General features: G+C 42.4%; 18 protein-coding genes. 5 read left to right on the plus strand and 13 right to left on the minus strand.

Annotation, left to right across the window (positions count from 1 at the left end):
- Window positions 1-14: 14 nt before the first annotated feature.
- A complete protein-coding gene (locus DDT91_RS11195) occupies window positions 15-761 on the minus strand; it encodes a hypothetical protein (RefSeq protein WP_187176271.1) in 747 nt (248 codons plus the stop codon).
- A 27-nt stretch (window positions 762-788) separates the two neighbouring features.
- Window positions 789-1,370, minus strand: coding sequence for a hypothetical protein (locus tag DDT91_RS11200; RefSeq protein ID WP_187176272.1), 582 nt, complete (start codon window positions 1,368-1,370; stop codon window positions 789-791).
- Window positions 1,371-1,747: 377 nt separating this feature from the next.
- On the opposite strand from DDT91_RS11200, the gene pgi reads away from it, so the two are divergent.
- Window positions 1,748-3,397: a glucose-6-phosphate isomerase gene (pgi, locus tag DDT91_RS11205; RefSeq protein ID WP_187176273.1), complete on the plus strand. Its 1,650-nt coding sequence runs from the start codon at window positions 1,748-1,750 to the stop codon at window positions 3,395-3,397.
- On the opposite strand, the gene DDT91_RS11210 is transcribed toward pgi, so the two are convergent.
- Entirely contained in the window at window positions 3,398-4,942 is a 1,545-nt protein-coding gene (locus DDT91_RS11210) for a hypothetical protein (protein ID WP_187176274.1), read from the minus strand.
- Window positions 4,943-5,076: 134 nt separating this feature from the next.
- Here DDT91_RS11210 and DDT91_RS11215 point away from each other — a divergent pair, with 134 nt between their 5' ends.
- Window positions 5,077-5,490: a LytTR family DNA-binding domain-containing protein gene (locus DDT91_RS11215; protein WP_187176275.1), complete on the plus strand. Its 414-nt coding sequence runs from the start codon at window positions 5,077-5,079 to the stop codon at window positions 5,488-5,490.
- Here DDT91_RS11215 and DDT91_RS11220 read toward each other — a convergent pair.
- On the minus strand, window positions 5,487-6,695 hold the full coding sequence (locus tag DDT91_RS11220; protein ID WP_187176276.1) for an S-adenosylmethionine:tRNA ribosyltransferase-isomerase: 1,209 nt from the start codon (window positions 6,693-6,695) through the stop codon (window positions 5,487-5,489). The genes DDT91_RS11215 and DDT91_RS11220 overlap by 4 nt on opposite strands.
- Before the next feature lie 63 nt (window positions 6,696-6,758).
- Between DDT91_RS11220 and DDT91_RS11225 the strand changes: the two genes are divergently transcribed.
- Window positions 6,759-7,841 carry an o-succinylbenzoate synthase gene (locus DDT91_RS11225; RefSeq protein WP_187176277.1) on the plus strand — a complete coding sequence of 361 codons (1,083 nt, stop codon included), beginning with the start codon at window positions 6,759-6,761 and terminating at the stop codon, window positions 7,839-7,841.
- Here the strand turns inward: DDT91_RS11225 and DDT91_RS11230 are convergent.
- The gene (locus DDT91_RS11230) at window positions 7,838-8,986 is read right to left on the minus strand and encodes a lactonase family protein (RefSeq protein ID WP_187176278.1); all 1,149 of its coding nucleotides are present in this window, start codon (window positions 8,984-8,986) and stop codon (window positions 7,838-7,840) included. The genes DDT91_RS11225 and DDT91_RS11230 overlap by 4 nt on opposite strands.
- 284 nt (window positions 8,987-9,270) lie before the next feature.
- On the opposite strand from DDT91_RS11230, the gene DDT91_RS11235 reads away from it, so the two are divergent.
- Window positions 9,271-11,805 carry a phosphoenolpyruvate carboxylase gene (locus tag DDT91_RS11235; RefSeq protein WP_187176279.1) on the plus strand — a complete coding sequence of 845 codons (2,535 nt, stop codon included), beginning with the start codon at window positions 9,271-9,273 and terminating at the stop codon, window positions 11,803-11,805.
- 53 nt (window positions 11,806-11,858) lie between these two features.
- Here the strand turns inward: DDT91_RS11235 and DDT91_RS11240 are convergent, their stop codons facing one another.
- From DDT91_RS11240 to DDT91_RS11275, 8 genes are all read right to left on the minus strand, one after another.
- Window positions 11,859-12,509: a hypothetical protein gene (locus DDT91_RS11240; RefSeq protein ID WP_187176280.1), complete on the minus strand. Its 651-nt coding sequence runs from the start codon at window positions 12,507-12,509 to the stop codon at window positions 11,859-11,861.
- Window positions 12,510-12,618: 109 nt separating this feature from the next.
- Window positions 12,619-13,170 (minus strand): DUF4136 domain-containing protein, encoded by a 552-nt coding sequence (locus DDT91_RS11245; protein ID WP_187176281.1) that lies wholly within the window; start codon window positions 13,168-13,170, stop codon window positions 12,619-12,621.
- 72 nt (window positions 13,171-13,242) lie between these two features.
- Window positions 13,243-13,443, minus strand: a complete 201-nt coding sequence (locus DDT91_RS11250) for a hypothetical protein (RefSeq protein WP_187176282.1) — start codon at window positions 13,441-13,443, stop codon at window positions 13,243-13,245.
- 322 nt (window positions 13,444-13,765) lie between these two features.
- The gene (locus tag DDT91_RS11255) at window positions 13,766-14,236 is read right to left on the minus strand and encodes a hypothetical protein (RefSeq protein ID WP_187176283.1); all 471 of its coding nucleotides are present in this window, start codon (window positions 14,234-14,236) and stop codon (window positions 13,766-13,768) included.
- A 137-nt stretch (window positions 14,237-14,373) separates the two neighbouring features.
- A complete protein-coding gene (locus tag DDT91_RS11260; protein WP_187176284.1) occupies window positions 14,374-15,603 on the minus strand; it encodes a BamA/TamA family outer membrane protein in 1,230 nt (409 codons plus the stop codon).
- Window positions 15,604-15,757: 154 nt separating this feature from the next.
- Window positions 15,758-16,414, minus strand: coding sequence for an acyloxyacyl hydrolase (locus DDT91_RS11265; protein ID WP_187176285.1), 657 nt, complete (start codon window positions 16,412-16,414; stop codon window positions 15,758-15,760).
- A gap of 209 nt (window positions 16,415-16,623) precedes the next feature.
- Window positions 16,624-17,460 carry a VOC family protein gene (locus tag DDT91_RS20815; RefSeq protein WP_187176286.1) on the minus strand — a complete coding sequence of 279 codons (837 nt, stop codon included), beginning with the start codon at window positions 17,458-17,460 and terminating at the stop codon, window positions 16,624-16,626.
- Between the two features lie 122 nt (window positions 17,461-17,582).
- Window positions 17,583-18,161 carry a TetR/AcrR family transcriptional regulator gene (locus DDT91_RS11275; RefSeq protein ID WP_187176287.1) on the minus strand — a complete coding sequence of 193 codons (579 nt, stop codon included), beginning with the start codon at window positions 18,159-18,161 and terminating at the stop codon, window positions 17,583-17,585.
- 374 nt (window positions 18,162-18,535) lie between these two features.
- Here DDT91_RS11275 and DDT91_RS11280 point away from each other — a divergent pair, with 374 nt between their 5' ends.
- Window positions 18,536-20,248 (plus strand): arylsulfatase, encoded by a 1,713-nt coding sequence (locus tag DDT91_RS11280; RefSeq protein WP_187176288.1) that lies wholly within the window; start codon window positions 18,536-18,538, stop codon window positions 20,246-20,248.
- Window positions 20,249-20,342 lie beyond the last annotated feature (94 nt).

Genomic DNA, 20,342 nt, shown 5'->3' on the forward strand with positions numbered 1-20,342 from the left:
AAGTTTAAATTAGTTTAGTTTCCTATGTTGAACGGGATCGTGATCCATTTCCCTTCCGTATTTCCAAAAGCATCCTCTGCCGGAAGGAACTGCCAATTCCAATTTTTAACCAATTCCAGAAATCGGTCAGCATATTTTTTATCTGCTTCCAATGGATTAGCCCAATCGACTTGTGAGACTTTTCCCTGATCATCTACAAATAGGGCTGCAATGATCGTTTGTCGCTCTTTGGGTAATTCGGAAGGTTTGAAATTAAAGTGATTCATCACATAGTTTAGCCAGTCTTCCTTGTTGTTTAGGAGTTGAGGCTCAAATTCGTTTACGTAAGTCAGGGTGGGTTCTTCCTCTCCGGACTTTAAGATGAAGTAATTGTTTCCACCTTCAAAAAGCACCTGACCGACCTGCTGTTGATCAAAAAAGTAAGTGGTCAGAAATTTCCCGTTTACCAGATTCAGGGTTTTCTTCCACTGAATATTCCCCGCTGGATTGTATTGTTCGGTGATTTGTTCCTGAAAATCCACTTTGGGTTTTGCTGTACGGATAATTCGGTTGATTTTATTGTTCAGAGTGAAGATTCGCTGGATTTTTGTTGAGTCAGTGGTATAGGAGATCAATTTGTTGAAGGTGTGATTGACCGAATCTTCCGGAGCGATTTCATAATAATGTCGGTTGAGTCGGATTACCTGTTGCTGGGCTTCCAGGATATTTTCCTTCCCTTGAAAAATGAGAAAAAACAGGATAAAAATCGTTTTGAAGTTCATAAAGCTGATTTTTAAAAGGTTCGAGGATTAGGGTATATTGAGCTTGAGGATCATTTGTGCATTTTCTAGCCTTCCTCCTGCTCTAAAATGAAAATAGGCCCATTCCTCTACCGGATTTCCAAACTCGTCCATCGCCGGAAGAAATCCCTTTTTCCAAGCTCGGATCGCTTTCAGAAATTTATCTGCCACCCACTTTTCTGCTTCTGGTGGGTTTGTCCAAACCACCTCCTTTACCGTTCCTGCTTCGTCCACAAGCACTCCAATGACCCCATGGTGGGGAATGCTTGGCCATTCATTACTCGAAAATTTGGTACGCTCTCCCAGAAAGAAGTCGAAGTCGTTCTTTTTTTCATTAGGCCTTGGTTCAAAATCATTTTCCAGAGTTTGTCTTGGGCTTTCATATCCGGTTCGAAAGATCGTGTATTTGTGTTCTCCCCGATACATCACCTGAGCCACTTGTTCCCCATTTTTGAAATAACTCTTGATTAACTTGCTATTCGCCAGGTTGGCGGTGGTTTTAGACTTCAATTGACCATTGCTATCAAACTTTTCCAAGGTCTGTTCCTGATAGTCACCTTCCTTAGGGGAAGTTCGTATAATTTGGATCACCTGATTGTCCAAATTGAAAATCCGCTCAATTTTTGTCGAATCCGCTGTGAAAGAAACCAATTTGTAAAATACCTTATTTACGGAGTCCTCTTCCGGGATTTCAAAATTATGCTGATTGAGAGGTATTGGTTGGACAGACTGCCCTGATGAGGTAAATGAACCACTCCCAATGGTAAAAACTAGAAGAAGATAAAAACAAACTCGAATCAAGGTAAATCAACTAATTGATTTGTAATATAGCGGACAGGGAAGAGTATTGCAAGAATTATTTAGTATAGGTTTTCAATGGATCCACTCAATACTCTATTCAATTCCTGCATTTGAAGTATCAAAGCCCGGGATAAATCTTAATTTTGCCCAAACCTTACCTATTTCACATGAATACAATTAACCCGACCCAAACACCCGCTTGGGCCAGACTTTTGGAATTGCGGGAAAAGCATAAAAATCACACGATTGCCTCCCATTTCAACTATCCCGGCCGATTCGAACAGTTCAGCATCCGCTTTGAAGATATATTGGTAGACTACTCCAAAAACCGGATTTCAGACGGAATCCTGGCAGCACTGATGGATCTGGCAAGGGAAACCGGTGTTCATGAGGCCATGGAGGAAATGTTTTCAGGAGGAGCGATCAACCAAACAGAAAACAGGGCTGTCCTTCATACCGCTCTTAGAAACAGAAAGAGTCACCCGGTATATGTCGACGGTAAAGATGTGATGCCGGATGTCAATGCTGTCCTAGCCCAAATGAAGGCCTTTGCCAATCAAATCCATGGGGGAACCTGGCTCGGATACACCGGAAAGCCCATCAAATCTCTGGTCAATATTGGGATAGGAGGTTCGGATCTCGGCCCTGTAATGGTGACCGAAGCACTGAAGCCTTACCAAAATCCCAACTTGGAGATATTCTTTGTTTCCAATGTAGACGGGACCCACATCGCCGAAACTTTAAAAAAGCTTGATCCTGAGACAACGCTTTTCTTTATTGCTTCCAAAACCTTCACCACTCAAGAAACCATGACCAATGCCCATACGGCTAGATCTTGGTTCTTGGAAAAAGCAAAGGATGAATCCGCGGTGGCCAAACATTTCGTGGCTCTCTCCACCAATGCCAAGGCTGTTTCGGCCTTCGGAATTGATACAGCCAACATGTTTGCCTTTTGGGATTGGGTAGGAGGAAGATATTCACTGTGGTCCGCTATCGGCCTTCCTATTGCCTGCGTCATTGGGTTTGACAATTTTGAAAAGCTTCTTTCCGGTGCGTATTCCATGGATGAGCATTTTCGTCATACCTCTTTTGATCGGAATATTCCCATGATCTTGGCTATGATCGGGATTTGGAATACCAATTTTCTTGGTGCGACTTCGGAGGCTATTTTGCCTTACGACCAGTACCTGCATCGGTTTGCAGCCTATTTCCAGCAAGGAAATATGGAAAGCAACGGTAAATATGTAACCCGAAACGGGGAGACGGTTACCTATACTACAGGACCAATCATCTGGGGCGAACCGGGAACAAACGGACAGCATGCCTTTTACCAATTGATCCACCAGGGTACGCACTTGATCCCATGTGACTTTATTGCTCCGGCCATTTCTCACAATCCCATCGGGGATCACCATCAGAAGTTACTTTCCAATTTCTTTGCTCAGACAGAAGCGCTCATGAAGGGTAAGTCCTTGGAGGAGGTAAAAGCTGAGATGAGAAAATCAGGAAAGTCAGACGAAGAAATTGAAAAAATCGCTCCGCATCGGGTATTTGAAGGAAACCGCCCAACCAACTCCATATTGGTGAAGAAAATCACTCCTTATACCTTAGGACAACTGATTGCCATGTATGAGCACAAGATTTTTGTGCAGGGCGTGGTTTGGAATATTTTCAGTTTCGACCAGTGGGGGGTAGAACTGGGAAAAGTGCTGGCTAATGGCATCCTTCCCGAACTCGCCGGAGAGGAAGAAATCGAATCCCACGACAGCTCGACCAATGGGCTGATCAATACTTACAAAGCCATGAGAAAAGGCTAATCAAGGGGTAAAGATCCCGTTTAGATCCAATTCAACTAATTTCGGGGGAATGCTTGTGCCACCTAGGCTGATGGCTTCTCCCGAAATTTTTGTTTCCGGGCTTTTCATGAAGACAATGCCTTCCGTTTGCCCAAGGTTGGCGGGACTTCCGATGAAAAATCGAAAAGCTTCTCCACTTTGAAGATTCGATCCGTTGAAGGAAGTGAAAGTCCAAACGAACGAGCGCGAAAAAATACCGTTGTTCTCGTAACCCAGCAAAACAAGACTTTTTCCATCCAAGCTGATATCTGCACCGGTGACCAACCCTTCTACATCAAAATCTCCAATTAAGGTGGCCACTTGTTTTCCGGGATTTTCAGAAAGGGTATAGTGCTTCGTACGTGAATCCTGCCAATTTTTGGAAAAGAGCTGAATTTTACCGTTTCCATAGGCCATTGCCTCGCAGTCAAAATTGTGGGAATTGGGAGAGTTACTGAATTGAACTTGATCCGAAAAAGTGAATTCAATGATTTCAGGAGAAACGGAGGTTTGGTTTAGTAATAAGTTGACGGGGATTTTTAATACTCTGAGATCCGTCCTGTTGCCATTATTGTTTCCAAAATCACCGATGAATAAGTGTGTTGGGCTGGTGGCCAGATCTTCCCAATCCACATTGCTCACACCTTCCACCCGGATCGTACGAATCAAAGTCCCGTTTTGTGGATTCAGTTCATAGATTTCTGGGGCATTGCCTCCGTCATTGATTGAAAAAAGTCTACCCTGAATCCAGGCCAAACCTGATGTTTCGCGTTGGCTTGAAGGAAGGTCAACTCTGGAATAAGCCACCAATTCGGTGGGGTAGCCCTGAGGGGAAAGTATGAAATTTCTCTGCTCTAAAGGAAAATCCTTGGGAAGAAAAATATCCGGGTCAGAATCTCCTAAGGTTCGGAATTGAACTTGATTGTGGTTGAAAGCCAGATGATTAACCGGTAAACGTAGCTTTTTTCCAGAGCTGAAACTCAAATCGACTTTTGCTAGTCCACTCCCTTTCAAGTAGGCGTAATAGAACCCTGATTTTTCAAAAAGGGGAGAAGGTTGTGTTCCTCTCAAAATGGGACTTGAGCTTAGATTTCTTTTCGAAATTGTCACCAAACCAAAGTCAGAATATCCTTGTAAAAGCAGATTCGTACTTGAGGTGGAAAGTTGGATATTTCCTTTTACCGTGATCGGAAGAACTGCCAAACTGGTGCCGGAAACTACACTTTTACCTTCATAAGTATAGTTGCCAAAGGGTAAATCGATTTGAAACGGGGTATTAAAATCATTTGGATTGATGCTGAGATCGAAGGACTTCCCGGTTTGGCTCTCTTTGAAAACAAGTCTTAATTCGGTCGGATAAGGATGGATCCAGGTAGTGGAGGCAAGTATTCTTGCGTCCGGTACCTCAGCCGAAATCAATTCTAAACCTGTGATGGAGACCCGAGCTGTATTTTCGTTCGGTTTTTCATCCTCCTTGCAGGAAAGTATAAGTAGGAGTAAAGCGAAAAAGAAAAGTCGTGCGGTCATATTAAGCAAATACACTCCGAAAAACCACAAAGTTTACCTTACATCAAAGGCTTTGAAAATAATATTCTTTTTAGGAAGTGAATTGTAAACAATATCGCCTCCCTCCAAGTTGGATTAACAAAATATTCCTGGGTATGAAAGAACTGTTAGAAGGTATAAAGAGGAATGGTAATGGTAATGGTGAAAAGAAACTTCACAACCTTGAATCTAAATTATTGGTGAAGGATGCCGTCTTTGTAAGACATGAAGGAAATCTTGTCAAAGTGAAGTTTGAAGATATTCTTTGGCTAAAGGGTGACGGAAATTACACCACTCTTATCACCAAAAAAACAGTGTTTTCTGTAAGAAATATTTTAAAGGAATTTGAGACAGTTTTGCCACAGGATCAATTCATCCGGATACACAAAAGCTACATCGTTCAGATTTCCGAAATTCAGTCCATCAATCCCAAAGAAGTGAAGGTTGGAAACGATCTAGTTCCAGTCGGTCGAACCTACTATCACCAATTGATCTCCGGAATTCAGAAAGTGGGTAATTTGGGAGATTAAATCCAAAGTAGACTACTGTCTCCATAGCTGAGGAACCTGTAATCTTTAGCCAAAGCTTCTTGATAGACTTTTTTCCATTCACCGCCCAAAATCGCTGAAATCAATAGAATCAAGGTAGAGCCGGGCTGATGAAAATTGGTGATTAAGCCATCCACCAACTGGAATTTATACCCTGGGAATAGGAATATTTCCGTGGTTCCCATGATCGTATCGGTTGATTTTTTGTTCATCTCTAAGAGAATGGCTTCCAAAGCCTCCTTCCTGGAAGGGATAACCGGTCTTGAATCATAAGGAAATAACTTTTCGATTTGAAAATCACTTCCTTTTTCCTCAATCAATTTTACTCCGTACCAAAATAAACTTTCAAGTGTGCGCACGGAAGTGGTGCCAACAGCCACGATTTTCCCAGCATGGGCAAGTAGTTTTTCCACTGCCTCCCGTTTGATTTCCATCTGCTCGCTGTGCATAGGATGCTCGAGGATATTTTTCACCTTGATCGGCTGAAAGGTACCCGCACTCACATGGAGCGTGACTTCCGATTCCTGAATTCCTTTTTTTCGAAGGTTTTCGAATACCTCTTCTGTAAAGTGTAGGCCGGCGGTGGGAGCAGCTACCGCCCCTTCCTTTTTGGAATAGACAGTTTGATACCGGGATTTGTCCTCTTCTACAGGCTTTCGGTTGAGGTAAGGAGGCAAGGGTACTTCGCCACTGGCTTCCACCAAATCCACGAACGCGACGTCGGTATCTCCCCAGGAAAATTCTACCTGTTTCTTTTCCCTATCCACTATTTTGGCGGAAAGGACTACTTCTTTTCCTTTCACTTCAATTCTCCCCTGAAGCACCTCGCCGTTTTTCCATTTTTTGGCATTACCGATCATGGTTTCCCAAGTAACCGGATGCTTGGCCAGCATGATTTCGGGTATAACTGTGGTTGGAGCTACAGGCTGAAGCAGAAAAACTTCTATTCTTGCCCCAGTTTCTCGCTGAAATATCAGTCTCGCTGGAATCACCTTGGTATTGTTGTACACCAATAGCGTGTCACTTGGCAAAAGATTAGGGAGGTCATAGAAGTGATGATGCTGGATTTCTCCCTCTTTGTAATGGAGGAGTTGGGAGGAATCCCGCTTTTCCAAGGGAAACTTGGCGATTCGCTCTTCGGGTAGTGTATATTCGAAGTCTTTTAGGTCAATCTTTGGAATTTCCATGCGATAGGCTGATTCGGCTGCAAATATAGACAACCCTTTTATTCCAATTCCGGTTACTCAGAAATGCACACAAGCTCTACCATTAAATTTTCTTATACTAAAAGAAACCTGATTTTCAGGTTTGATGCCGGGACTTCCCGGGGAGTGTTGAAAACCCGCGAGGTGTTTTGGATCAAAGCCAGGCTGTCTGACCGACCCGAAATCGAAGGTTGGGGAGAGGCTGCTCCCTTGGTGGGATTAAGCCCTGATTTTGGGCCAGACTTTGAAACAAAGCTGAGTGAGATTCTGCTGTGGGCGGGAAGGCAGGAATGGCCTTTAAATGAAGAGGAAATTCTTGAAAAAGTTCGATTCCTGGTTCCATTTTCTTTGCCTTCCATTCGATTTGGTTTGGAAACTGCGCTACTGGATTTGATGAATGGAGGAATTAAGAAGATTTTAAACAATGATTTCTTTGATCACCAACTTCCGATTCCAATTAATGGACTGATCTGGATGGGAGATCGGGAGTTTATGCTGAAGCAAATAGACCAAAAGCTGGCAGAAGGCTTTGACTGCATCAAAATGAAAATCGGAGCGATTGATTTTGAGCAGGAAATCGGGCTTTTGAAGTATATCAGAGAAAGATTTTCTCCAGAGGAAATGGTGCTCCGGGTAGATGCTAATGGGGCTTTTTCTTCTGCCAATGCGTTGGAAAAGCTCCGACGATTGTCTGAATTATCACTTCACAGCATTGAGCAACCCATTCCTGCCGGTCAGTGGAATGCTATGAAAGATCTTTGTCAGGCTACACCTTTGCCGATAGCCTTGGATGAGGAATTGATTGGTGTGCAGGAAAAAGAACAGCTGTTGGATACAATCCAGCCACAGCATATTATTTTGAAACCAACCCTGGTAGGAGGAATTTTAGAGACCAAAGAGTGGATCCGTCTGGCTGAAGAAAGAGGAATTGGCTGGTGGATGACTTCTGCCTTGGAAAGCAATATCGGATTGAATGCCATTTCCCAATTGGCATCTTCCCTACATCCTAGCATTCCTCAGGGCTTGGGCACTGGAAAACTTTACCATAACAACCTGGAGTCTCCGTTGGAAGTACATTCCGGAAAAATACACTACAACCCTAGTGTACCTTGGGAGAATCCCGATTAATCTGGCAATCGGTGCAGGTATACGGGCTTGTGAACCGTAGCTTTCCAAGGAGTGAGGCTGAGAGTTCCTGAGATAGAATCCCTTTCGAAAATCACGATGTCATTACTGGCTTGGTGAGCAGATAGTAGGTATTTCCCATCATCAGTTAGGTTGAAGTTTCTCGGCATAATTCCTCCGGAAGGGATGTTTTGTACGCGAACGTATTCTCCATTTGGTTTCTTGGCAAAAACGGAAAGCGTGTTTGCTTCGCCTCTGTTGGATATATAGATATGCTTTCCGTCAGGAGAAATGCGTATTTCTGCAGCACCCACTGTACCATCAAACCCTTCATCGAGGAGGCTTAGTCGCTGCTTGGCATTGAGGACTCCATTTTCATACCTAAATACATCCAAGACCGCACTCATTTCTTCTACTACCAGGACTTCTTTCCCGTCTGCCGAAAAAGCCAAATGACGAGGCCCGTCTCCCGGAGTGACGGGGAATTCTCCAGCTAGACTTAGGGGTGAGGGATTGTCTGGATTGAAGTCATACACATAGATTTTATCAGTACCCAAGTCAGCTACTAAAACCCGCTTTCCTTCAGGATCAAAAGTGGTGGAGTGTACATGAGGGGCTTCTTGTCTGGCTTTGTTGATGCTTTTTCCGGTGTGCTGAATCTTTTGAACAAAATCTACCTGGCCTTCAGAACTAACTTTGAAAACTGTAAGACTCCCCCCCGTATAATTGCCCAAAATGAGAAAATCCTCATTCGGTGAGAGAGATATATGGCAGGGATGGTCTCCCTGAGAATCATCCTGATCGATAAGGGTCAATTCATTGCTTTGTGGATTGCGGGCAAAAGAAAGGACTTTACCTCCTTGGATTCCTGCTTCTTCTTCCAGAGAGAAGACTTTTTTCCCGTCTTTACTCGCAAGGACAAAGGAGGGATTGGCAATGCCCCCGGCGATGGTTTCTACTGTCATCAGGTTTTCATCCGGTGAAAAATACAAATGATTGATGCCGTGGTGCGCTGAATCTGTGTAAGTTCCTACCAGGAATTGGTAACTTTTTGGCGATGCAGGCATCTGGATGTTTTCAGTTTTGGGTTGAGACGAGTTGCAGGCAAACAACGAAAGTCCTATTAATATTATGGGGGCTAGTTTCATTAACATCATTTTTTCTTCAAATGAAATCATCAACCAAAAACTTGATCTCTGTAAGGGTAAATCAGAATAAATCGTTCTTTTTCCTTGAAAAGAGATCCTTTTTGATTTTTCAAGGTGAAAGTAGGAAAAAATCAGGTTTCTGTTCATTTTCATTTTTTCTTGAAAAGGAAGATTTTGCTGAAAATATTAAATAATCAAATCGAATATTTTACTAATAATTCAAAAATGCTTCCTAAAAATAGAAAAATCGCTAATTTGCCTTGCCTATCAAACCCTAGACCCTAATGCATCAGATTTACGATACCCAGGTTGCAAAGCGATTTACCATCTACAACAGCCTGTTTTTAGATCTTCCTTTTGATGACATCTACGTCACGGGTACGCTTTTGCCCTTTTTGGGTAGGGCCTGTGAGCAAGGATATCAGTCAGGCAAAACGCCCAAAGAAATCATCGATGGTTTCTTTGAGGAAATGATGCCTGGTCAATCGGACAAAGAGAAGTTTGATTTTCTTTTTCAAATGATCCAATATGTGGAGCGTCAGGTGGTATTGTTTGACTCGATCGAGGATGCTGCCTATGAAAAAATCAACGATATTTCAGGAAAAGGGTCTATCAAGGCCTTGATCAGTAGGGTCGAAAACGACAAGAAAAAAGAAGCTTTGATCGAAAAGCTGAAAAACTTTTCAGTCCGACTTACATTGACAGCCCACCCCACCCAGTTTTATCCAGGCAACGTGTTGGGGATCATCACCGATCTGGAGAGTGCTATTCGAAACAACGACTTGGAAGCCATCAATCTGCTTCTACAGCAATTGGGGAAAACCGGTTTTATCAATCGGGAGAAACCTACGCCCTTTGATGAAGCGGTCAGTCTGATTTGGTATCTGGAAAATGTATTTTATCATGCCATACCCGATATCATTATCCGCTTGCTGAATGGTCTTGGGCAGCCACTACACTCTTGGGAAAATCCCGGTATTTTGAAAGTGGGTTTTTGGCCGGGAGGAGACCGGGATGGCAATCCGTTCGTGACCCATGAGACGACCCTTCAAGTAGCTGACCGATTGAAGAAATGGCTCATGCGCTGCTACTATCGGGATCTTCGCAAGCTCAAAAAGAGATTGACATTCAAAAAGGTAGAGGATCTGATCGCCAAGGCGGAGCGTGGGATTTATTATACTTTATTTGAAAACAAGGAAGTTTACGCTTCTAAAGAGGACCTTTTGGCCATTTTATTTGAGGCGCGTGAAGCTTTGGTTACGTACCATGATGGTCTTTTCCTCAATCTTTTGGATCAGTTTATCCTCAAGGTTAAGATTTTCGGGTTTCACTTCGCTCATATGGATCTACGACAGGACAGCAGAAAGCACGATGCGTTTTGGGAAGAGGTGTTTAGCATTCAGGGAAAAGAGTTTACCGGAACCGAGGATGAATTGATATCCAAAGTGTTGAAGACAAAAGGGCTTCCGGCTTTAGAGCACTTCGAGGAGCCATTTCATCGGGAAATGCTTCAATCCATGAGCTCAGTTAAGGTGGTCCAAAAAACCAATGGAGAAGACGGCCTTCATCGATATATCATTTCTAATTGTCAGTCGGTACTTCATATTTTGGAAGTTTACCAAATGGCCAAGTTGACGTTTGCGGTGGAGTCTGGAAAGCTTCCGCTGGATGTGGTGCCGCTTTTTGAGACCATAGATGACCTTGCCAATGCACCGGGAATAATAGACAAGCTCTATCAGATACCGGAGTACAGACTTCATTTGGAGAATAGGGGCATGAAGCAAAATATCATGCTTGGATTTTCTGATGGAACCAAGGATGGAGGTTATCTGAAAGCCAACTGGTCGATCTTGATGGCAAAAGAGGAGTTGACCAAGGTTTCCAGAGCATATGGAATCCAAGTGGTGTTCTTTGATGGTAGGGGAGGACCTGTGGCCAGAGGAGGAGGAAATCTTCATAATTTCTATGCATCCTTGGGTGAAAAAGTGGAGAATTCTGAAATTCAGGTGACGATTCAAGGCCAGACGATCTCTTCCAATTATGGAAAAATCGTTTCCAGTACCTACAATTTCGAGCAGTTGCTGAGTGCAGGGCTCGAAAATCACCTTTATCCGGATGCTGAGAAAAACCTCAACGATTCGCAGCGGGAGTTGATACAGGCTTTGGCGGATGCAGGATACCAAGCTTACAAAGAGTTGAAAGGCCATCCCAAATTTGTGCCTTACTTGGAGCATGTGGCTCCGCTGAAGTTTTTCGGAATGACCAATATTGGATCCAGGCCGCTAAAGCGTGGTGGGGCCTCGGGATTGAAATTCGAAGATCTTCGGGCCATTCCTTTCGTTGGCTCTTGGGCTCAGATGAAGCAAAATATTCCCGGATTTTATGGGGTCGGGTCAGCCATTGAAAAATTGGAGCAGCAGGGTAAGCTGGATGAATTGAAAAAACTCTATCAGGAGAGTCTTTTTTTCAGAACTCTTCTGAGTAATTCCATGCAGTCACTGAACAAATGTTTTTATCCCGCCTCAGCTTATCTTAAGAATAACCCTGAATATGGGGAGTTTTGGAAGTTGCTTTACGCTGAGTTTCTCAGGTCTGTGGAATCGCTAAAAAAGGTCTCGGGGATGAATGAACTTCTGGAAGATAACCCCATTTCCAAGGCTTCCATTGAAATCAGAGAACGTATAGTCCTACCATTGATTACTATTCAGCAATATGCCATTCAGAGTGGCTTGGAAAAAGGGGCTTCATCGGATTTATTGGACAAACTCATTCTCAGAACGATGTTTGGAATCATCAATGCCATGAGAAATGCAGCATAAAAAATCCCCGAATTCTATGAATTCGGGGATTTTTAACTTTTACGGATTTTTCATTACTTCTTAGCAGGCACTGAGATGATCCCATCTTTAATCATCCGGTCAACTACGACACCTGCAAAAGTATGAGAAAACGATTCCAGATTGCTGGGATTGGTCGTTTCAGATTGTGAAGACCATACCAATCCTTCAGTTTTTGAATCATATAAGTTGACTTCCACATAATACATTTTATCTGTGGTATAGTATCCCGGATCATAAGTCATGGCCCCGTAGTATCCATAGTATCCTCCAAATCTTCCGTAATATCCGCCGTATCCCATCGGAGCATAGGTAGTGGTACCCTGTACATAGCGGGTTTCAGAAGTTTGGTCCAAAAGGGCAACGGTAAGGATTGCATCATGGCCTGTACTACGAACAGTTTCAAGTGCTTTGGTCATTCCGACTTCTGTGGCCGCTGAACCTACAGGAATAATGGTCAAGCTGCTGGTAGACTGAACACCGTCTTCGATCAATGTGGCAACCAGTTCTTCTTCGAATGCCTGTCTGTTTACCAGATTGCTGCTAAGGCCTACTACCAGGATTTTTTGATAAGCGCTGGCAGGCTTTTCTGGACTGGTCCAGGATCCGATTATTTTGGTGCTGGGAGAGCAAGAAGCCAGGGCAAAAAGAATTGCAAAGCTGGCAAAGAATGATAACTTTTTCATGTGTTTAAAATTTTGGTTTTTAGTCGTTGCATGGAATCTGGCATGGTTCACCTACATCTAGTTTTAGGATTTGGTGGCATGTTCAATTTCATATGTTCAGAAGTTTATGTTATTTGTTATTTAGATCTAGGTACTTAAAAACCTGGTCAACTGCATCTTGGATAGCAGCTAGTTTTTCCTCCTCTTTTTTGGGGACCACCTCAGAGATCATCCCTGCCCAAACGAGTACATTGCTAGGACTCGCAATAAAATGTACAGTCAAGCTTCCTTCCCGGTAAGAGTTTACGGGAAGCTCTCTGACTTCCCAGTAATAACTCCTCTGTCCTGAATAAGTATAGGGATCCGAGCTCACATTATTGTGGCGTTGTTGGACTTTGTTGGTTACCACCAATCCCAAATTGATTTTTAAGCTTGGATCAGTACTTACCCGCTTCAGTCCTCGTGATTCCATAGAGACAGTGATTTTTTCTTTCAGCAAATCAACAATCTGTTGATAGGGGACTAAAGAATCATTCGGGGTATCAATCTGCGCAAAGTCAAATGTGGAATAATTACTCAGTTTAAAATCTTCGTATTTGTTTTGTTCAACAACGACCCGAGTTGGCGCACATGAACTCAAGAACGCCAACAGAAATGACAGAATCATCAAGTTTTTTTTCATTGCTGATCAGTTTTTCAAACTTTAATTTTCTGTGTAATCCCAGAGAAATTTCTTTTTCGAGATGAGTCTTTTTTAATTATTCAGAATGACTAATCCGAAATTGAAACCAAGATTAGACTGACCTTCCAGTCCGCCACCTTCGAGGGCTCCATAATAGTTGCCTCCAACCCTGAATCCAAAATGCCAGAGAGTTTCATTAGACTCAGACATACCCATATCGATTCCTTTTTGACTGGCTAGGGTACCTATACCCAAAGAGAAGTAAGGCCTCATCAGATTGGGTAACTTCTGTATATCCTATCCCTCGTCTATTGCTTCTCAGTGTTGCTAAAGTCGGGTTAGCAAGTTGGGATGGAAGATATTCCGCATCATTTGCATTTCCAGGACTATTTTCAACTGGAACCATTACCACTTTATCCGGAAGTGTAAAAGTGGCTTTACTAGCCAAAGAATTGGCTTTGTCGTAGTTGGCAAAGAATACATTAGGTTCTTCAACACACGAAGGTCCTACTGGGTCACAGGCAAAAAACACTGATACCCAAAAAAGGACCTTCGCTATTTTTAGTTGATTACCCATAAATCGGGTCTGCTAAACTTAAATTTCTCCAATAAATGGCAATCCTTGTTGAATTGCATTTCTAATGGTATTCGTAATGTAAAATTCAATTTGGATGAATTTGGCCGCGTCAACCGCAGAAGTTGCCTTTTTGAACTTTGAGAAATAGGAGCTGTAGAGCTTGTTCAGGGCTGCATCATTTTTCAAGGATCTTACAGCAAGATTTTCTGCTTCAGCATCTCCGATGTGGGTGAATTTCTCTATGTATTCATTGATGATCAGAATTCGCTCCTTGCCAATAGCCTTTCTTTCAGTTTCAAAAGCTTCATAGACTGGCCAAAAAGTCGCTGCTTTCTCCGGAGACAGGTTCATATAAGCCTCAACCAGCGCTTTTTTGTCTTTACCAAAAGCCTCTTGAATGAGCTTAATTTCTTCATCCACTGTTTGGGCAAAAGAACTTCCAAAGCCCATAGTAAAAAGGACAAATGCGGATAGTAATAATTTTTTCATGATTTTAAGAAGTTTGAAATGATAGGTTTTAAAAAGATTCATTACCAAAATAAATCTTAAGTAAATCTGGAGTTTTGTTCAGAATTAATTCATGATAAAAGTCAACTTTGCTTCCTTAATTTGCTGGACTATTCAGTTTAAAATGTCTCGTTTATGTTAAGGTAAAATCCGGAATTTCCTTTTTGCCCTATTGCGTAATCTGCTGCAATAGTTGTACGTTTTTCCTTATTGATCATTACCCTTAATCCAACGCCATATCCAGGGTTTATTTTATCAAATAGCTTCTCAGGAGAGCTCATTCCTCCAAGCATTTCATTCGGCTTTCCACCGCTTACTGTGGTTCCGTTGACGAAAATGGTCCCACCAAAAGTATCCTTATCCCGCTGAAGTGGAAATCTCCATTCCGCCTCTCCATAGATTAGGTTGGCTCCTCTAAATCGGCCTTGGGCATACGCACGGCCACCTCTTCCAAACATGTCCCATCCCAAAGAAGGAAGATTCATATAGGGCAATTCACCTGAAATCAGGAAATTTCCAAGACCCCAAACTCCGATAAGATTCCTTTTTCGCTGAGGATTTAGGTTAAAATAATGCCGATAGTCTAATAGAAGGGTGCTGGAAGATTGGTCAGATCCAAGAAAAGAGGGGTTGATTTTGTATTGAACCCATGCAAAATTCCTTTCATAGGGAGCCACAGCCACATCCCTGTTTTCCATGACCGCATTCAGCGAGACTCCAGAAAGGACGTACCGATCGGTATTAAAGCCTTTTGAAAGATTGTAGTCATCATGAGAAAATTGCAAAAGTGGATCTGCTTCCTCTGTAATGAAATTTTTGATTTTGGTATGGATGTCCAGGTGATAGCCCAAGCCCAAGTAAAACTTTGAATCTCCGATTCGCTTTAAGACTGCCTCATAAAAACGAATTAAAGTAAAGTCCATTTGTTGTTCTCCCCAATAGACCCCAGGTTGGTTAGGATTTTCGGAGGTTTCATTGGGAGTAGAACTGCCGAGCCCAAAGGTAGGCTGGGAGGTAAGAAAGTATCTCCAATCGCCTATGAGAATAGCACTGTTATCGGATAGGTAAATGTTGTGTCTCGAACTGAATATCCACTGCTTCTTGGTTGTATATAGAAGATTACCCACCAAATTGGACATTTTGGTAGTGGCTGGGTTACCCATGTACCAAGAGGCCGAGGGGGCAAAACCAAACATCCATCCATTGGCAGGGTTGGAAGCTACCGCTGGAAGAGGTACAAAGCTAAAATGGTAGATTTTGTTCGGGGAATATTCCATCGAATCCGTTTGAGCATAAGCTTTCAAAGAGATTGCCCAAAGGACTCCAAGAATAAAGCATAAGGTCTTCATATCTAGAGAAATGGTTGGTGGTGAAAGTTCTAAATCAACCTAATCTAACTTTAAAGGGTGAATCCCAGGTAGAAAAAACACCAAACCCCTAAAAAAATGTCCGGACGTAATTTAGGAGGGAGAAAATATTTATTTCTCCCTCCCCTAAATGGATTTATTGCGGAAACCTGAATACAAGACCTCCATCAAATCCAAACTGGTACATGGTAGAATAGGTGGAAATTCCGGCCCCTGTTCCGCCTGTTCCAAAATAAATTCCACCACCCGCTCCTTGTACTGCTGATAGGAGAGAGGCTTGGATTTTTATTCCGACTTGTTCAGTAACCCAAAAATTGGAACCTCCTCTAAGTCCCCAAGCGAATTTTGTACCTCCGTCATTGTTTCCATTTTTTGGATTAGTAACGTCAAAGATCACCATGCCAATACCAAAACCGAAGAATGGTTCCACCTTTTCATTTACAGGGAAGTAGTTGGTGCCATTGAGCATGATCCAGTTTGCGGTAAGATCAAAATCAGCCTCCTGAATTTGGCCTCCCCCAATTCCTGAATCAAGATATCGGATAGGTGCTGTGGTGTTTTGGTTTAGGTATTGTAGTTCAAACGCTTTGGTGGTACCGGGAAGCTGGTATTCCAAACCTGCTCCCCATCGAAAACCACCCAAAATTTTGCCTTCGAAATAGGAATTGCTTGAATAGTAGTTGTCTACCTTGTCATCGAATACGTACCCCGCATAGGTATTCAGTCGAAGCTCCTGAGAAAATGAGGTGCTGGCCATTAGAGCCAAACACAGAATCAGCGTAATTTTTTTCATAAATGGAGGGTTTGAAGGTTGTGTTTAGTCAGCTTTTGAAAAGTTCTTCCAAAAAAACTCCAACACCGCAACAAATATGATGTAGACATTTTCTTCAATTCATGATAAAAGTCAGTTGGACTAAACGAGTTGAAAAATTTTCAGAATAAATCAGAAACCCAATCCTCCGAGGTAAAGAAATAGAGAGGGACATGAATAATTTTTGCGCTTTAGGCCTCCAATAATGCCTTAATGTCAAACTTTTGTATGTTTTGGAATGTCTCTATGACTTTCCGGCTTCTTACTGGATCAGTCATCAGCTTACTCAGTATCGTGGGTAAAATCTGCCAAGAAACGCCAAACTGATCCGAAAGCCAACCACATTGATAATACTGACCATTGGAGCCTAAGTTGGCCCAAAAGTGGTCTATTTCTTCTTGGGTTTCACATTCCACAACTAGGGAATTCCCCGGAGAAAAATCAAAGTCATGGGGTAGGGTACTGCTCATTGCGTTAAGGAGATATTCTCCAAGTTTGACCTGAGCGAAGAGCAAGGTGCCTTCCGGCAAACCTGCCTCCAGTGGATAAGGGGCTTCCATCAGGATTTTTGAATTTTTGAAAATGCCTGTGTAATGCAGGATCGCATTCTTTACTTCGTTTCTTTTTTCATTTACAAAAAGAAGACATGGCACCACCTTTTGATTTGATCGGATGTCATCCACATCCAGCTGCCAATTGACCCCAAATCGGTCAACTACCCAAGCATATTTCGGAGACCAATCGTAGTGGGCTAGGGGCATTAAAATACTTCCTCCATCCGACAGGGCATCATACATACACTGAATCTCCTCTTCACTGCCACAATAGACAAAGTAAGAAATGGCTGAATTGACGTGGTACTTTGGCCCTCCGTTCAATCCCATAAACAAAGTTCCGTTGAGTTCAAATCGAGTGATCAGCGGTGTGTTCTCCAGGATTTTTGAATCCTTGAATATTGAGCAATAAAATTGAGCAGCTTCGGAGGCCTGAAGGTCAAACCAAAGGCAGGGATAGATAGAAGGTTTCACGGAAAAAAAGGTTTGTATGCAGTTAAATTTAAAAGCTTTCGAGAGGTTTCCAATGGCGGAATTTCCTTACAGCTCTTTTCTGGCGGTTGATATTCAGCGGATTGTACTAGTTGCCTTCTGTTTCAACTTTTTTCACCTGCTTTATGGATCAGCTGGGCAATAGTTTTTACTTCTATAAATAAGGAATGGAGAAATTCATAATTGAGATTCTTCAAATCTGCCCGGGTAAAAAACACATCTCGCACCATATCATGATACTTAGCAGTGGCTTCTTCATTTAGTCTAAGTTCTTTGCCAAAAAGAAGTCTGGCATTCGTGTCGATTTTGCTGTTTACGATCTGATGTGTTTCCAAAAACAACTTGATGTGTCTGTTTTTTACCAATTGGATATGGAAGAAAAACGCCCATTTATTTTCTATGATTAAGTTTAGAAATTCCGGATCATAGGATTTAAGCTTAGGTAGAGTTTCTGAGATCTGATCTATTTTGTGGATGTGTTCCCTCATCAAAGCTTGATAATAGCCGTCAAAGTCTCCGAAGTAATGATAAAATCCCGATTTGTTAAGGCCTGTTATCCGTGACAATCGTTCGATTTGAATACCTTCATGACCTTCTTTGCAAAACAATTCATATCCCGTGTCAATCCATTTTTGCTTGGATTTTTTGGATTTTGGTGGATGTAGGTGAATCTGTTTAGTCATTGGTCTAGTGCTTTCTTCGATTTTTTTGAAGTTAATCTCCTGACTTTTTCAGGCCTCTTCGAGATGAAGCAATATTCGTGAATCAGCATCTAAAAATGATAAAACTAATTCAAGGATCTTGGTAATGGCGATCAAAAAGTAAATTTCACTCTTGTCATTTTATTAAAATTCCAATGGATTTTGAGAGGGATAACTACTGAAAATCAAATGTTTATGATACATAACATTTTAGTCCCCTTCTCCAAATCCGAACTTGGCTTTTTTAATGAATTAGACGACTCAGTTTAATTTCCATTAATTAGAATTTTTATGAAATCATTAACTGAATCCATTAATCTAACTTTGGTCTACTTTGGTTTTATTAATTGTTAATTATGAAAAATAGATCATTTGTTCTTTCCTGTTTTGTTATGGGATTGATTTTAGCCCTTTTTGGATGCAAACAGGAAGCTACTCAGGATCAAAACTCTGACTCAAAAAAACCTAATATACTGATCATTGTTGCAGATGATATGGGGTTTAGCGATATAGCCTCCTTTGGGGGAAATATCGAAACTCCTTTTTTGACCGGACTAGCAAAAGAAGGAATTTCTTTCTCCAACTTTTATGTGCAACCGACTTGTTCCCCAACTCGAGCCTCTCTTCTTACGGGAACGGATAATCATGTGGCAGGATTGGGTATCATGAGCGAAATGGACTATCCGGTGCTTAAGGCACTACGTCTTCCCGGCTATTCCGGACACCTCAGCAAGGAAGTAGTCACCATTCCTGAAATTCTACGAGGCAATGGCTATCATACCTACATGACAGGAAAGTGGCATTTGGGTGAGGGCAAAGGCATGGATCCTTTTGACAGGGGATTTGAAGAAACCTTTATCTTGGGCACTGGCGGTGGCAGTCATTGGAATGATAAAAAGGCCCTTTCTCTGCTTCAGCATATGGAGTATACCAGAAATGGGGTAGCAGTAGAACCTGCACCGAATTTTTATTCCACTACTTCCTACACGGATTCGCTTCTTAGCTTCATTTCCAAGCACAAAGCAGATCAAAAACCTTTCTTTGCATACCTTTCTTACACCGCAGTCCACGACCCGCTACATGCTCCTGACGAATACATTCAAAAATACAAGGGGAAATTTGACATGGGTTGGGATTCCCTTTGGGTACAAAGAATGGAAAACCTCAAGTCTTTGGGAATGTTACCCAAAGACTTGAAGGGCTCCCCAAGTAGCCCATTTGTTCCTAGATGGGAATCGCTCAGCGCTGAGCAAAAGGAGGAGTATGCAAGAGATATGGAAGTTTATGCAGGTATGCTGGACTATCTCGACACCAGTATCGGAAGGGTGTTTGCCTACCTCAAAGAAAATGGAATGTATGATAATACCTTAGTCGTCTTCATGTCCGACAATGGTGCGAATGGAGCCAATGCCAGATCTTATCCAGGCAACGAGGACGGAAAATATCCAGGCAGCTTTGACAATTCTTTGGAAAACCGGGGCAAAAAAGGCTCTTACGTGGAGATGGGGTCCGGATGGGCACAGGCATCTTCTTCTCCTTTCCGATACTTCAAAAGTTTCACTTCCGAGGGCGGAATTAAGGTTCCTTTGATCATCAAAATGCCAGGTCAAATGAAGCAGGCAGGACAATGGGACAAGACCTTTGTCCATGTGACCGACATTATGCCCACTTTACTGGAACTTACCGGTTCGACTTATCCTTCAGAGTATAATGGAAATGTGATTCATCCTCACATCGGGCGATCTATTCTTCCACTCTTAAACGGTAATCCTGGGGCTATGACCCCAAGCAATGGGCACGGCTGGGAACTTTTTGAAATGAGAGCATTTATTAAAGGAAACTGGAAAATCCTGAGACTTCCACAGCCAATGGGGTCAGGGGCTTGGGAACTTTATGACCTGGAAAAGGATCCCATGGAATCGACAGATCTTTCTGGACAGTTTCCCGAGGTAAAAGACGAACTGATTAAAGCTTGGATGGACTATGCAAAAAATAATGCTGTCCATGACCATAAGGGGCATTATGATTCTCTGTATCGCGTCAATTATTCGGTGCCAAAGGCACATTGAGTTATTGCGTTCGAAGTATCGCAACTTGAAAATGAATTGGATGGAAGTTTCCAAATTGAGAGCGGAGTTGTTGAATTACCCCAAAGGCCGGAAA

Source organism: Algoriphagus sp. AK58, from assembly GCF_014324365.1.
In the GTDB taxonomy this organism is placed as follows: domain Bacteria; phylum Bacteroidota; class Bacteroidia; order Cytophagales; family Cyclobacteriaceae; genus Algoriphagus.

Coding starts and splice junctions, on each gene's coding strand:
- DDT91_RS11195 (WP_187176271.1), bottom strand. CDS start 761: ATGAACTTCAAAACGATTTTTATCCTGTTTTTTCTCATTTTTCAAGGG.
- pgi (WP_187176273.1), top strand. CDS start 1,748: ATGAATACAATTAACCCGACCCAAACACCCGCTTGGGCCAGACTTTTG.
- DDT91_RS11210 (WP_187176274.1), bottom strand. CDS start 4,942: ATGACCGCACGACTTTTCTTTTTCGCTTTACTCCTACTTATACTTTCC.
- DDT91_RS11215 (WP_187176275.1), top strand. CDS start 5,077: ATGAAAGAACTGTTAGAAGGTATAAAGAGGAATGGTAATGGTAATGGT.
- DDT91_RS11220 (WP_187176276.1), bottom strand. CDS start 6,695: ATGGAAATTCCAAAGATTGACCTAAAAGACTTCGAATATACACTACCC.
- DDT91_RS11225 (WP_187176277.1), top strand. CDS start 6,759: ATGCACACAAGCTCTACCATTAAATTTTCTTATACTAAAAGAAACCTG.
- DDT91_RS11230 (WP_187176278.1), bottom strand. CDS start 8,986: ATGAAACTAGCCCCCATAATATTAATAGGACTTTCGTTGTTTGCCTGC.
- DDT91_RS11235 (WP_187176279.1), top strand. CDS start 9,271: ATGCATCAGATTTACGATACCCAGGTTGCAAAGCGATTTACCATCTAC.
- DDT91_RS11240 (WP_187176280.1), bottom strand. CDS start 12,509: ATGAAAAAGTTATCATTCTTTGCCAGCTTTGCAATTCTTTTTGCCCTG.
- DDT91_RS11245 (WP_187176281.1), bottom strand. CDS start 13,170: ATGAAAAAAAACTTGATGATTCTGTCATTTCTGTTGGCGTTCTTGAGT.
- DDT91_RS11250 (WP_187176282.1), bottom strand. CDS start 13,443: ATGAGGCCTTACTTCTCTTTGGGTATAGGTACCCTAGCCAGTCAAAAA.
- DDT91_RS11255 (WP_187176283.1), bottom strand. CDS start 14,236: ATGAAAAAATTATTACTATCCGCATTTGTCCTTTTTACTATGGGCTTT.
- DDT91_RS11260 (WP_187176284.1), bottom strand. CDS start 15,603: ATGAAGACCTTATGCTTTATTCTTGGAGTCCTTTGGGCAATCTCTTTG.
- DDT91_RS11265 (WP_187176285.1), bottom strand. CDS start 16,414: ATGAAAAAAATTACGCTGATTCTGTGTTTGGCTCTAATGGCCAGCACC.
- DDT91_RS11275 (WP_187176287.1), bottom strand. CDS start 18,161: ATGACTAAACAGATTCACCTACATCCACCAAAATCCAAAAAATCCAAG.
- DDT91_RS11280 (WP_187176288.1), top strand. CDS start 18,536: ATGAAAAATAGATCATTTGTTCTTTCCTGTTTTGTTATGGGATTGATT.